Origin of the sequence: Janibacter cremeus, assembly GCF_029395675.1 — a bacterium.
Classification (GTDB): domain Bacteria; phylum Actinomycetota; class Actinomycetes; order Actinomycetales; family Dermatophilaceae; genus Janibacter; species Janibacter cremeus_A.
The window spans coordinates 163,408-177,082 of the sequence record NZ_CP115184.1; the positions used below are offsets into that span (position 1 = coordinate 163,408).

10 protein-coding genes and 1 pseudogene are annotated in these 13,675 nt (G+C 71.3%); 6 read left to right on the plus strand and 5 right to left on the minus strand.

Going from position 1 to position 13,675, the window contains the following annotated elements; all coding sequences use genetic code 11:
- Positions 1–52: 52 nt before the first annotated feature.
- Positions 53–748, minus strand: a complete 696-nt coding sequence (gene nucS / locus O9K63_RS00775; protein WP_277239889.1) for an endonuclease NucS — start codon at positions 746–748, stop codon at positions 53–55.
- 142 nt (positions 749–890) lie between these two features.
- On the opposite strand from nucS, the gene O9K63_RS00780 reads away from it, so the two are divergent.
- Together O9K63_RS00780 and O9K63_RS00785 are read left to right on the plus strand one after the other, a co-directional pair.
- Positions 891–2,099, plus strand: a complete 1,209-nt coding sequence (locus O9K63_RS00780) for a 3-hydroxyacyl-CoA dehydrogenase NAD-binding domain-containing protein (protein WP_277239891.1) — start codon at positions 891–893, stop codon at positions 2,097–2,099.
- 167 nt (positions 2,100–2,266) lie between these two features.
- Positions 2,267–2,554, plus strand: a complete 288-nt coding sequence (locus tag O9K63_RS00785; protein ID WP_277239893.1) for a hypothetical protein — start codon at positions 2,267–2,269, stop codon at positions 2,552–2,554.
- A gap of 96 nt (positions 2,555–2,650) precedes the next feature.
- Here the strand turns inward: O9K63_RS00785 and ccrA are convergent, their stop codons facing one another.
- Both ccrA and mce read right to left on the minus strand, forming a co-directional pair.
- On the minus strand, positions 2,651–3,991 hold the full coding sequence (ccrA, locus tag O9K63_RS00790; RefSeq protein ID WP_277242350.1) for a crotonyl-CoA carboxylase/reductase: 1,341 nt from the start codon (positions 3,989–3,991) through the stop codon (positions 2,651–2,653).
- Positions 3,992–4,159: 168 nt separating this feature from the next.
- Complete coding sequence (mce, locus tag O9K63_RS00795; RefSeq protein WP_277239895.1) at positions 4,160–4,603, minus strand: methylmalonyl-CoA epimerase; 444 nt, start codon at positions 4,601–4,603, stop codon at positions 4,160–4,162.
- Positions 4,604–4,769: 166 nt separating this feature from the next.
- On the opposite strand from mce, the gene O9K63_RS00800 reads away from it, so the two are divergent.
- The gene (locus O9K63_RS00800; protein WP_277239897.1) at positions 4,770–5,969 is read left to right on the plus strand and encodes an acetyl-CoA C-acetyltransferase; all 1,200 of its coding nucleotides are present in this window, start codon (positions 4,770–4,772) and stop codon (positions 5,967–5,969) included.
- 2 nt (positions 5,970–5,971) lie between these two features.
- Positions 5,972–6,934 carry a methylmalonyl Co-A mutase-associated GTPase MeaB gene (meaB, locus tag O9K63_RS00805; protein WP_277239899.1) on the plus strand — a complete coding sequence of 321 codons (963 nt, stop codon included), beginning with the start codon at positions 5,972–5,974 and terminating at the stop codon, positions 6,932–6,934.
- Positions 6,935–6,990: 56 nt separating this feature from the next.
- On the opposite strand, the gene O9K63_RS00810 is transcribed toward meaB, so the two are convergent.
- Both O9K63_RS00810 and O9K63_RS00815 read right to left on the minus strand, forming a co-directional pair.
- A complete protein-coding gene (locus tag O9K63_RS00810; RefSeq protein WP_277239900.1) occupies positions 6,991–9,465 on the minus strand; it encodes a helix-turn-helix domain-containing protein in 2,475 nt (824 codons plus the stop codon).
- Positions 9,462–11,252, minus strand: coding sequence for a hypothetical protein (locus O9K63_RS00815; protein WP_277239901.1), 1,791 nt, complete (start codon positions 11,250–11,252; stop codon positions 9,462–9,464). The genes O9K63_RS00810 and O9K63_RS00815 overlap by 4 nt, the downstream gene beginning before the upstream one ends.
- A 366-nt stretch (positions 11,253–11,618) precedes the next feature.
- Here O9K63_RS00815 and O9K63_RS00820 point away from each other — a divergent pair, with 366 nt between their 5' ends.
- Positions 11,619–12,920, plus strand: coding sequence for an IniB N-terminal domain-containing protein (locus O9K63_RS00820; RefSeq protein ID WP_277239902.1), 1,302 nt, complete (start codon positions 11,619–11,621; stop codon positions 12,918–12,920).
- A 173-nt stretch (positions 12,921–13,093) separates the two neighbouring features.
- Positions 13,094–13,633: pseudogene (locus tag O9K63_RS00825) on the plus strand (dynamin family protein); the annotation flags it as partial.
- Between the last annotated feature and the right edge of the window lie 42 nt (positions 13,634–13,675).

Consider the following 13,675-nt stretch of genomic DNA (forward strand, 5'->3'; position numbering starts at 1 on the left):
CGCCGGTCATCGGGTGCAGGGCTCACACCCCCTCGGCCACGCCGGAGGAGACCTAGAAGAGGCGGTGCATGCTCGTGTCGATGCCCTTGAGCTCGTCGTAGTCGAGGGTCACGCAGCGGATACCGCGGTCCTCGGCGAGCGTGCGCGCCTGGGGCTTGATCACCTGCGCGGCGAAGACCCCGGTGACCGGTCGCAGCTGCGGGTCACGGTTCATCAGCTCGAGATAGCGGGTGAGCTGCTCGACGCCGTCGATCTCGCCGCGGCGCTTGATCTCGACGGCGACGGAGACCCCCTTCGCGTCCTTGGCGAGGATGTCCACGGGACCGATCGCCGTCATGTACTCGCGACGCACGAGGGTGTAGCCGTCCCCGAGGGTGCCGATGTGCTCGGCGAGCAGCTTCTGCAGGTGGGCCTCGACGCCGTCCTTGACCAGCCCCGGGTCGACGCCGAGCTCGTGGGAGGAGTCGTGGTGGATCTCGTGCAGGCGTACCCGCAGCCGGTCCTCGGTCTTGGCGTGCTGCACGTTCCACACGGCGATCACACCCTCGGCGGCCTCGGTCTCGTCCGGCTCCACCTCGGCCATGGCGCACGGGGGAGCCATCCAGTTCAGTGGCTTGTACGAGCCACCGTCGCTGTGGATGAGCACCGAGCCGTCGGCCTTGACCATGAGCAGACGCGTCGCCAGGGGCAGGTGGGCGTTCAGCCGGCCCTCGTACTCGACACTGCAGTTCGCAATCACCACTCGCACGAGCCAGACCCTACGGCTCCGGCGGGCCGCGCCCAAGCGGGTCGGTCTGTGGACCCAGCACGGTATCGCGCGGATCACCTGTGCCCACTGTCACGCCGTCGGGCACTACCACGGGGTAGGCCCGGCTGGAACACTCCCAGACATGTCTGAATCGCGCTCTCTCGCCGACGCCCTCGTCTATCCGTACCTGAACCATGCCGCCTCGATGTTCGAGGAGAAGTACGCCTCCCGTGAGGACCTCGACAACGGCATGCGCTTCGGCTGCGGCCTGCCCAGGGGTCCGCTGACCGTCATCGACGAGCTCGGTCTGGAGACCGTGCGCGACGCGCTCGCCGCGCGCTTCGCCGAGAGCGGTGACCCGCGCCACCGGCCGAGCGAGGTCCTCGAGCGGCTCATCGCCGACGGCCGCACCGGCAAGGCGGCCGGACGGGGCTTCTACACCTACGAGGGGGACGAGGTCGTCGCCGACGACCTGACCCCCTCCGCGGGCGGGGCGGGCACGGCACGCGAGGTCGCGACGGTCGGTGTCGTCGGCTCCGGGACGATGGCCACCGGCATGATCGAGGTCTTCGCGACGAGCGGCTTCCCGGTCACCTACGTCGCCCGCAGCCAGGAGAAGGTCGACGCGGTCGCCGCGAAGATCGCCAAGAACCTCACCCGCAAGGTCGACAAGGGCCGCATGGAGCAGGCCGACGCCGACGCGGTCCTCACCCGCCTCACCGGCTCCCTCGAGCGCGAGTCACTCGCGGACGTCGACATCGTCATCGAGGCGATCGCCGAGGAGATCGGCATCAAGAACCAGCTCTTCCTCGACCTCGACCGCATCTGCAAGGACGGCGCGGTGCTCGCCACGACCACCTCCTCGCTGTCCATCGCCGACCTGGCCGCGCAGACGAAGCGCCCGCAGGACGTCGTCGGCATGCACTTCTTCAACCCGGCGCCGATCATGAAGCTCGTCGAGGTCATCGACCAGGAGCACACCGGCCAGGACGTCCTCGACACGGTCGTCGAGCTGTGCAAGCACATCCGCAAGGTCCCGGTCCGCTGCTCCGACCGCGCCGGCTTCATCGTCAACGCGCTGCTCTTCCCCTACCTCAACGACGCCATCAAGGCGCACGAGGCCGGGGCGGGCCTTGACGAGATCGACACCGCCATCACCGAGGGCTACCGCTTCCCCATGGGCCCCTTCGCGCTGCTGGACGTCGTCGGCAACGACGTCGCCCTCGCGATCGAGGAGGAGCTGCTCGCCGAGTTCGGGCACGAGAGCCTCGCCCCGGCGCAGCTGCTGCGCGACCTCGTCGCCGCCGGCAAGCTCGGTCGCAAGACCGGTGAGGGCTTCCGCACCTACTGAGCCGTACCCCTTCGGGTGCGAGGAACGGCACGAGTCGGCGCTTGCCGAAGTCCCTTCGTCGGTCCACCGGCGAGAGTTCTCCGATCGGACTTCGGCTTGAGGCGCGCCGACCCGTGCCATTCCCTCTTCCCCTGCGCCGTTCGGCAGCCGTTTGGGAGGATGGGGCCATGCCACGCTCCAACCGTCGTCGACGCGACGCGCACCGTCCCCTGCGCACGGGCGCCATGGGATCGCAGACGACGCAGTCGTGGATGGGGCGCTCCTGGGTGGTGCGCCAGCTGAGCGGCCACAGCTCGACCCGCAGCTACACCTGCCCGGGCTGCACCCACGAGATCGTGCCCGGCACGCCGCACGTCGTCGTCTGGCCGGACGACGGCCTGGGCGGCGTCGACGACCGCCGCCACTGGCACGGCAAGTGCTGGAAGGCGCGTGACCACGGCCGCTACGGCCGCTGAGCAGGCCCCCTTCGCCCTGCCGGAGACCCACGCACCCCACGACGAAGGGGGCCGCACCGGTGACCGGTGCGACCCCCTTCGCGTGTCAGGAGCGGGTCAGGCGTCCTGGAAGCGGTTGATCTGCTTCTCGAACTGCGCGCGCTTGTCCGGGTTGGAGACACCCAGGCCCGCCTCGGGGGCGAGGGTGAGCACGCCGACCTTGCCCTGGTGCTTGTTGTGGTGCACGTCGAGCGTGGCCTGGCCGACCTCGTCGAGGGCGTAGGTGCGGCTGAGCGTCGGGTGGATCAGGCCGCGGCTGATCAGCTCATTGGCCTCCCAGGACTCACGGTAGTTGGCGAAGTGGCTGGAGATGATGCTCTTGAGGTTCATCCACAGGTAGCGGTTGTCGTACTCGTGCATGTAGCCCGAGGTCGAGGCGCAGGTGACGATCTTGCCGCCCTTGCGCGCGACGTAGACCGAGGCGCCGAAGGTCTCGCGGCCCGGGTGCTCGAAGACGATGTCCACGTCGTGGCCGCCGGTGAGCTCGCGGATCCGCTTGCCGAGGCGCTTCCACTCCTTGGGGTTCTGCTTGGTGCCGTCCTCGTTCCAGAACTGGTAGCCCTCGGCGCGACGGTCGATGATCAGCTCGGCACCCATGGCGCGGCAGATCTCGGCCTTCTCGGGGGAGGAGACGACGCAGATCGGCTCGGCGCCGGCGGCCAGCGCCATCTGCACGGCGTAGGAGCCCAGGCCACCGGAGGCGCCCCAGATGAGCACGCGGTCACCGAGCTTGAGCGCGGCGCCGTTCTTGGAGATCAGCTGGCGGTAGGCGGTGGAGTTGACCAGCCCGGGGGAGGCGGACTCCTCCCAGGTGAGGTGGTCGGCCTTGGGCATCAGCTGGTTGGCCTTGACGATGGCCAGCTCGGCGAGCCCGCCGAAGTTGGTCTCGAAGCCCCAGATGCGCTGCTGCGGGTCCATCATCGTGTCGTCGTGGCCGTCGGCGTCCTCGAGCTCGACGGACAGGCAGTGCGCGACGACCTCCTGGCCGGGCTTCCACTTGGAGACGTGGCCGCCGGTGCGCAGCACGACGCCGGAGAGGTCGGAGCCGACGATGTGGTACGGCAGGTCGTGGCGCTTGGAGTACTTGTTCAGCTTCCCGTAGCGCTCGAGGAAGGAGAAGGTCGAGACCGGCTCGAAGATCGAGGTCCACACGGTGTTGAAGTTGATCGCGCTGGCCATGACGGCGACGAGCGCCTCGTCGGGGGCGAGCTCGGGGATCTCGACGTCGTCGATGTGCAGCGACTTGCGCGGGTCCTTGTCGCGGCTGGCCAGCCCCTCGAACATGTCGACGTCGGCCTTGTGCACGGTCGCGGCGCGGTAGGTCTGCGGGAGGGGGAGGTTCGCGTAGGTCTCCTCGCTGCGGTCACCGGAGAGGATCGCGTCGCGGATCTGGTCGATTGCCATGTGGGTGGGCTCCTCGGCCTCGTGGGGTCGGTCGGTCTGCTGCCGCCGGGGCGACAGTTGCTGCGTGCAACTTAAGGGGGTCATGGCGCCGTTGGGACGGTGTCATGACTGACTTCACACGGCGGTGGGTGGCGTGGGGCCACACCCCGGGCGAAGGGGGAGTCAGGCCTGGTGGGCGCCCGCACCGATGTGGTCGGGCTCCACGAGCTCGACGAGGACGCCACGGGCGTCCTTGGGGTGGATGAAGTTCACCCGGGAGTTGCTCGTCCCGCGCTTGGGGGTGTCGTAGAGGAGCCGCAGGCCGCGCTCGCGCAGGGTCGCGCAGACGGCGTCGATGTCCTCGACGCGGTAGGCGAGCTGCTGCATGCCCTGGCCGTTGCGGTCGAGGAACTTCGCGATCGTCGACTCGGGGGTCAGCGGCGCGAGCAGCTGGATGCAGGAGCCGGAGTCGCCGACGCGCATCATCGCCTCGCGCACGCCCTGCTCCTCGTTGGTCTCCTCGTGCGCGAGCTCCATGCCCAGGGAGTCACGGTAGAAGGCGATCGCGTCGTCGAGGTCGGGCACGGCGACACCGACGTGGTCGATGGCGGTGAACAGATCAGTCATGGCGCGCAGCCTATTGAGACGCCGGCCCCGGCGGGAGGTGCTGGGCGTGTGAGGCCGCACACCGCCCCGTGCCCTGCCCGCCCTGCGCCCGCGTCGATAGAATCGAGGCAAGACGCGCGGTGTCGCTCCGGTGCCGCGCCACCCCACGAAAGCTGGAGGCATCCACATGTCCGAGCGTCCTGTGTCCGTCATCGTCGCAGGGGCCCGCACCCCGATGGGCCGCATGAGCGGCTCCCTCAAGGGCTTCTCCGGGTCCGACCTCGGCGGCTTCGCCATCAAGGGGGCCCTGGAGAAGGCCGGCATCTCGGGCGAGCAGGTCGACTACGTGATCATGGGCCAGGTGCTCACCGCCGGTGAGGGCCAGATCCCCGCTCGTCAGGCCGCGATCAAGGGCGGGATCCCGAAGAACGTGCCCGCGCTCACCGTCAACAAGGTCTGCCTCTCCGGTATCGACGCGATCGCCCTCGCGGCCCAGCTCGTGCGCGCCGGCGAGTTCGACGTCATCGTCGCCGGCGGCCAGGAGTCGATGACCAACGCGCCGCACCTGCTGCCCAAGAGCCGCGAGGGCATCAAGTACGGCGACACCAAGCTCAAGGACTCGATGGCCTACGACGGCCTGCACGACATCATCACCGACCAGGCGATGGGCTCGCTGACCGAGTCGAAGAACTCCGAGAAGTCCGAGTTCTCCCGCGAGGAGCAGGACGCCTTCGCCGCCGCCAGCCACCAGAAGGCCGCCAAGGCCTGGTCCGAGGGCAAGTTCGCCGACGAGGTCGTCGCCGTGGAGGTCCCGCAGCGCAAGGGCGACCCGGTCGTCTTCGACACCGACGAGGGCGTCCGGGGTGACACCACCGTCGAGTCCCTGGGCAAGCTGCGCCCGGCCTTCGCCAAGGACGGCACCATCACCGCCGGCTCCGCCTCGCAGATCTCCGACGGTGCCGCCGCGGTCGTCGTGATGAGCAAGGCCAAGGCCGAGGAGCTCGGCCTGGACTACCTCGCCGAGATCGGCGCCCACGGCGTCGTCGCCGGGCCGGACTCCACGCTGCAGTCCCAGCCGGCCAACGCGATCGAGGCCGCGCTGAAGAAGGACGGCATCTCGGTGGGCGACCTGGACCTCGTCGAGATCAACGAGGCCTTCGCCGCCGTCGGCCTGTCCTCGACCAAGCAGCTGGGCATCGACCCCGAGAAGGTCAACCCCAACGGTGGCGCCATCGCCATGGGCCACCCGCTGGGCATGTCCGGCGCGCGCATCACCCTCGCGCTGGCCCACGAGCTCAAGCGCCGCGGTGGCGGCACGGGCGCGGCCTCCCTCTGTGGTGGTGGCGGTCAGGGTGACGCCCTGATCGTGCGCGTGCCGCGCGCCTGAGTGTGATCCGCAGCGTCGACGTCCCCGTCCTGGTCGAGCAGACCAGGGCGGGGATGCCGCGTGCCATCGGGCGGCTGATCTCGCTGGTCGACGACCAGCACCCCGCGCTGCGGGAGGTGATGGCCGCCCTGGCCCCCCACACGGGTGGGGCGCACGTCATCGGGCTGACCGGCTCGCCGGGGGTCGGCAAGTCCACGACGACCAATGCGCTCATCGGGGCCTACCGGGCGGCCGGCAAGAGCGTCGCGGTGCTCGCGGTGGACCCGTCCTCGCCCTTCTCCGGCGGTGCCCTCCTCGGTGACCGCATCCGGATGAGCGAGGCGGCGACCGACCCGGGCGTCTACATCCGCTCGCTCGCCTCGCGCGGGCACCTCGGCGGTCTCTCGGTCGCCACGCCCCAGGCGATCCGCGTCCTCGACGCCGCCGGCTTCGACGTCGTCCTCGTCGAGACGGTCGGCGTCGGCCAGTCCGAGGTCGCGGTCGCTGGCTCCGCGGACACGACGCTCGTCCTGCTCGCCCCCGGGATGGGCGACGGGATCCAGGCCGCCAAGGCCGGCATCCTGGAGATCGGCGACGTCTTCGTCGTCAACAAGGCCGACCGCGAGGGCGCCGACTCGACCGTCCGCGACCTGCGGCACATGATCCAGATGGGGGAGGGGACGGCCCCCCGTGGTTGGCGCCGCCGGGTCGTGCGCGCCTCCGCCGTGAACGGCACCGGCGTCGACGACATCGTCGCGGCCGTCGGCGAGCACCTCGAGTGGCTCGCCGCCAGCGGTGAGTTGCGCCGGCGCCGCACCGCCCGTGCCGGAGACGAGATCTCCGCGCTCGCCGTCGCCGAGCTGCGCTCGCGGATGGGTGACCTCGGGGCCGGCGGGACGCTCGACCGGCTCGCCGACGGTGTCGTCGACGGCAGGACGGACCCCTTCGCCGCCGCGGACGTCCTGCTCGAGTCCGTCACCGGGTGAGCCACCGCCGACACCTCGTGTGAGCACCGGTGAGCCCCGGCGCGGCCGGGCAACGCTCAGACGCCCCGGCCCCGGAGGGTGAGCTGGAGACGCTCGAGCAGCTCGCTGCGTGACTGCGCCCCGCTGCGCCGCCGGATACGGGCCATGTGGTGCTCGACCGTGCGCGGCGAGAGGAAGAGCGCCGCGCCCACCTCGCGGTAGGTCTTGCCGTCGAGCACGAGGCGCACCACCTCCACCTCCCGCTCGGAGAGGAGGACCGAGCCGGGGGCGGGCTCGTGCGCGGACGTCCTGCCGGCGCCCTCGTCCGCTCCGCGCAGGCTCCGGGCGAGCTCGCGAAGGGAGGTGCCCGCCCGTGGGTCATCGCAGCGGGCGGCCGCGTGCGCGGCCAGACGGGCGCCCTCCCAGGCCTGGTTGACCTGCGCCAGCCCCGTGGCAGCCGCGTGGATGTCCGCCGGGTCGAAGTCGCGGGCGAGGACGTGCATCCACGCCCTCCCCGCCACGGCCAGTCGGGCGGCGAAGGGGTGCTCGGCCGCGGCGTGCACGAGCGCGGCCGCGTGGGGTGCGACGTCCGCGGGGCGGTCGGCGAGGATGGCGGCCTGCACGCCCGACCAGTCCAGGGGAGCTCTCCACAGCGGCGGGGAGCCCAGGTCCTCCAGGAGCTGGTGCGCCCGGTCGAGGTCAGCCGTGAGCGCGGTCGAGGCGCGGACGCGCACGGCGGCGATGTTGAGCTCCCCCAGGGCCAGGAGCATGAAGAGGTCGGGCTCCACCCGACCCAGGAGCTGCATCGCCTCTGTCCACGCTCGGAGCGTCCCGGCCTCGTCGGCGGTCCGACGGGCGATACCCGACCTGAGGCCGGCCAGGAGCAGCCGGTTGCGCAGCTGGCTCTCGTGGAGACCGCCGGCGGCGCGGTCGGCGTGGTCCCGGGCCTCGGCCAGATGGCCCAGCCAGAGCGCCGCCCACCCCAGCAGCAGGTCGCGCTGGACGACGTGCGGGCCGATGGAGGGCCGGGTGCGCCCGGCCACCGCCTCGGCGGTCGCGGGGTCGCCTGCGTGGAGCGCCGCCCACCCGGCGACCAGGAAGACCGGGAACGGGCTGAGGGAGCAGCGCTCAGGCGGTAGGAGGTGGGCCGCCTTGACCAGCTCGGCGACGGCGTCGGCGGTCCGTCCCGTCAGGGACTCCCGCAACCCGTGGCGTGCGGTGCTGGAGGCCACCCTGCCCAGCGTCGGCGCGCCGGTGGTCGGTCCGGCAGCGCCGGGCCCGTCGGTCCGCGTGACCGGGTCCGACGCTCCCGGGTCACCCGCCGCCTCGCGCACGGTGGTGACATCGACGTCCGCGATCGTGCCGAGCGTGCCCTGCGCCCACATCACCAGCTCGCGGGCCTGCGAGACCAGCCCACGCTCGACGTGGGCCACGACGGCCGTGGCCACCGCCCGTGGCAGGTCGGGAGCGTGCCCGGACGCCAGTACGAGGTCGCAGATGTGGGCGGCGGCGTCGACGTCGCCGGCGTGGAGGGAGGCCTCGGCCCGACGCGTCGCGAGCTGCGAGGGGGGCGTGCCCGCCTCCTCGGAGCGGGCGTACCACTGCATGGCCTCCTGCGGCGCGAAGGGCAGCCGGGCGTCGCCCAGATCGCGGGTGAGCTCGGCCAGTCGCCGACCGTGCAGGCCATCGGCCACCAGCTCGGCGATGACCTCGGCGTGCGGGGTCGGATCGTCCATCTCCTCGACGACCGCTCGACCGAGCCGCAGGAGCCGGTGGGTCGGGATGCCGCTGCGCACAGTGACCCGCACGAGGGGAAGCAGCTCGCCGTCCGGGCCCAGGAGGGCGTGCCGGTCCAGCTCCTCGACGAGGCGGTCCGGGCGGGAGGCCGCGAGCAAGGTCGGGGCAGTGGGGGCGACCTGCGCGCGGAAACCGATCGCGAGCTCCTCGAGGAGGGAGTGCGCCGCGGAACCCAAGGTCGTCAGCTGCCGGTCGAGGGCGTGCTCCCACAGCGAGGGGGTGAGTATGGCGGAGTCGTCGAGGGGTCCGCGCTGGGCCAGGGAGAAGTGGCGGACGAAGACCGGCTGGCCGCCGGTCGCCCGCACGAGTGACCGCACCAGCGCCCGGTCGGGTGGGGCCCCGTGGCAGTGGTGGAGGTACTCGGCCACCTCGTCCTCGGACCAGGGCCGCAGCCGCAGGATCGAGCAGGAGCCGCGCAGGTCGGTCGGGACCGTTGCCGCCCCGGTCGAGGGCACCAGGACCAGCCTGGCGCCGCTCTCGGCGAGGGATCGCGCCCGCTCGTCCCCGTCGTCGCCCTCGAGGTCCTGACCGTGGAGCACCACCACGTCGAGTGGGTCGTCCCCGTGCCGGGCGCCCTCGGATCCGGCGCCCGGCTCGTCCGTGCCCATGCGTCCGGCCAGCAGACGTGCGGCGTCGGAGCCACCGCACCCGATGCGCCCCAGGACGACGGCATGGGGTGCGGGGTCGTCCACCAGGGTCTCGATCTCCTCGACGACCGACGGAGGGAGCCAGCCGTGGGTCGTGTCGTTGATCATGTGGTCTCGGACTCCGTCGAGCCCGTCGTCGGGGAGGTGCTCGAGGACTGGGTGCTCGTCTCCTCGGCAGCCGGTGCTGTCGTCGAGGTGCTCGGGTCCTCGCTCGCCGGGGGCTCGCTGAGCTCGGAGCCGGTGCTCGTGGGCTGTGGCGCGTCGGTGGTGGTGGGCTCGCGCGTCGGTGCGGGTGCATCGGGCGTGGGCGTGGGCGTGGGGGTGGTCGAGGTGCGATCCGCGGTATCGGGCGCGGCCGCGCCGTCCGGCTCCGCCGCGGTGGACGGGGAGGTCGTGGTGCTCCTGTCCGCAGCGTTGCTCGTGCTCGACGTGGAGCTGCTCGACGTGGAGTTGCTCGACGAGTCGGGCGAGGACGCGTCGCTCTGCGTGGCCTCCTCGTCCTGGCCCTCGCCCTCACCCTTGCCCTCGTCCTTGTCGCCGGAGCGGGCCTGCGTGGGCGAGCTGGTGTCCTCGCCCTCGTCCGCGCTCGAGCGCGCCGAGGACTCTTCCTGGTCTCCCCCGGAGCCCCGGCCGTCACCGGCTCCCTCGAGCGCACCGGTGTCGACGACGTTCTCCGCCTCGTCGGAGCCCCCGCTCCACGGCAGGGCCGGCAGGGTCGCCGCACCGGCCAGGTCGCCCGTGGAGCGGTCGGACCCGGGGCTCTGCGGCACGGTCCCCTCCACCAGGGCGAGCAGGGCGGCCTCCCCGGCGTCGGTGACCGTCATCGCGGCGACCGATGTCGCAGCCACGAGGGCGGCCGCGACGGCGATGACAGATCGCCGGCGACGGCTGGTGCGGCGCAGCGGCGTCGGTGCGGAGGCCGGGGCCAGGACCGCGGTGTCCGCGGCGTTGCGTGTGTCCACGTCCTCGTGCGCATCGTCGGTCGTGGCCGATCGGGCGGCGGCACCTGTCGCGGCGTACCGCTCGAACGCGTCCTCCTCGGTGACGTGCTCGACCGCCTCGCCCGTGGCCGACGACACGACCTCGACGAGCATCGGCAGTGCCGCGAGGGCACCGGTGACGAGGACGCGGGTGGGGCGATCGTCACCGTCGGCGTCGGCCACGTCGGTCAGGAGCTGGCCGACGGCATCGCCGGTCCTCTCGCCGGCCACGAGCTCCAGGTCGGCACGGACCACGCGCACCGACTCGCCCGAGGGCAGCTCCACCTCGGTCGCGGTACGTCGGGCCAGGTCGGTCCGGGCGGACCTGCACGCGGCACGGACCGCGACCGCGTCCTCCTCCCACTGCGCCGACGAGGACCGGTCCCGGACGAAGTCCAGGAGCGCGTCGTCGACATCGTGGGCTCCCCAGTCGCCCTGCCCGAAGCGCTGTACCTGCCACTCCTCGTCACTGCGGATGCACACGTGGGCGCGCAGCCGCGCATCAGCCCCCACCACGAGTACGGGCCCGGCCGACCCCGGAGTGGCTCCGAGGAGTCCGGTCGCCGCGCCGACCGTGACCACCGGTAACCCGGTGAGGGTGGCGACAGCCCCCTCCAGCGCAGACCGGCGGTGGTCACGCCACTCGTCCGGCACGACGAGGACGAGCTGGCTGACCTCGCGCGCCTCCTCCTCGGCCACTGCGGCGGCGCTGTCGGTGACCACACCGGCGACGACGCAGGCGAGGAGGTGCTCGGCCGGCCAGGAAGAGGTGCCCACCCGGACGGGGACGGGGTCGCCCACCCGGTCGAGGAGGCCGTCGATGCCAGCGCCCTGCGCGTTCGACCCGCCCACCGGGACCGGCTCGCCGGCCGCGTCGACAGCGACCGAGATCGGGCTGCGCACGATCCTCGACACCGCTCGCGCGGCACCCTGCGTCGAGCGCCTCAGGTGCACGGCGGACACCTCGCCCGAGCCGACCGTGACAACTACCCAATTCCCAAACACGTGGCCCCCCGAAAGCGCCCATGATCCCGGTTCCTTGCCGCGTCATGACAAGCACTTGCGCTCAGACTAGGACGGCACTTGGCAGTACCAAAGGGTAACTTTTACTCCCCATTGACCCCCCTAATCCCCTAACGGGGCGGGACGGGAAACCCCCTTCGTCCGGTGTCCGCGCAGGGGGCCCGGACCGGGACACCCGGTGCTCCCCGGCTCCCTACGTTTGTGAGCGGCGCCACCAGGCGTCGGGCAAGGAAACACACCAGGGGGAAGGAACCCATCATGGCTGTCTCGACCAGCGACCTGCTCGACTTCATCCTCAACCTGCTCCGCGACCCGCAGGCAGCGGCAGACTTCAACGACGACCCGGAGGGAAGTCTCGCAGAGGCCGGGCTCGGCGACATCTCGTGCGACGACGTCGACGCCGTCATGCCGGTGGTCCTGGACTACGCGCCCGTGACCACGACCACGATCGGCTCCAGCTTCGACCGCAGCTACGACACCGGTGCACACGTGGCCGCGCCGGCGGGTGACTCGTGGACCGACGCGGGGGGCTCCTGGAACGGCGGCGGTTCTGACGGTGGCGGTCACCACTGGGGCGGTCGCGACGACGACGGTCACCACTGGGGCGGTCGCGACGACGACGGCCACCACTGGGGCGGTCGCGACGACGACGGCCACCACTGGGGCGGTCGCGACGACGCGGACGACCACGGCCACGCCGTGCAGCAGCTCCACCACGTGGTGCACAACTACAGCTACACGAGCACGGTGGACGACCGCGACACGATCACCGACCAGTCGGTGAACCAGAACATCTGGGCCGAGGGCGATGTCAGCCAGATGTTCGACAACGACGCGATCATCGCCTCCGGCGACGGCTCCGTCGCTGCCGGCGACGACGGCATGATCGACAACTCCGTCAACGACTCGCACAACGACAACTCCACGACGGAGGACTCGTACAACGACAACTCGGACAACTCGACGAACGACTCCTACAACGACAACTCGGAGGTCGAGGACTCCTACAACGACAACTCGGAGACGGAGGACTCGTACAACGACAACTCCGACAACTCCACCGAGGTCGAGGACTCGTACAACGACAACTCCGACAACTCCGATGACGACGGGGTCGACATCGAGGACAACTCGGACAACTCGGACGACGACGGGGTCGACATCGAGGACAACTCCGACAACTCGACCGAGACGGAGGTCGAGGACTCCTACAACGACAACTCGGACAACTCGGACGACGACGGCATGGATGTCGACAACAGCGGCAACGACAGCTCCGACAACTCGGTCACCGACAACTCCGACGACGACGGCATCGACAACGACGGTGGCGACAACGACATGATCGACGACGACTCGATGGAGACGGAGACGGAGGTCGAGGACTCGTACAACGACAACTCGGACAACTCGGACGACGACTTCGTCGACAACGACGGTGGCGACAACGACCTCGTCGACGACGACTCGATGTCGGACGACGACCTCATCGACGCCGACGTCGACGCCGACGTCGACGTGGACGCCGACCTCGAGGCCGAGCTCCCGGCGGTGGGCTGACCGGGAGGTTCATCCTCGGATGAGCGTGCACAGGGACCGGCTCGGTGACGGAGACGTCACCGAGCCGGTCCCGGGCGTGGGGGAGGTGTGGGACAGTGGACGGAGTCGGTGGCCGACGGAGGCGGCCGGCGCATCGCGATGATGCACTGGGGGTACGAATGGTGCCTGGGGAGATGCTCGAGCGGGCGAGCGCACTGGTCGCTGCGATCGGTCGGGAGGACCTGCAGCGCAGACTGGTCCGCGCTCGCGAGCGATACGAGGACCCTGCGACGCGGGTGCTGGTGGTGGGGGAGTTCAAGCAGGGCAAGAGCGCCCTGGTCAACGCCCTGGTCAACGCCCCGGTGTGCCAGGTCGACGACGACGTCGCGACCGCCGTGCCCACCGTCGTCTCCCACGGGCGGACCCCGAGGGCGGTGCTCGTCGAGGGCGACGAGTCCTTCGACGAGGATGGGGACGCCCGTCCCCCCGAGACGACCCGGCGCGAGGTCCCGTTGGACAGGTTCACCGAGGAGATCCGACTCGCCACCCGCACCGAGCGACGTCAGCGGCTGCTCCACGCCGAGGCCGAGCTGCCGCGTGAGCTGCTCTCGGGAGGGCTGTCGCTCGTCGACACACCCGGGGTCGGTGGGCTCAGGACGAGCCACGCGGCCGCCACCGTCGCCGCGCTGCCCACGGCCGACGCGGTCCTCTTCGTCTCCGACGCCTCCGCGGAGCTCTCGGCGGCCGAGGTGCGATTCCTGCGGGAGGTCATCGAC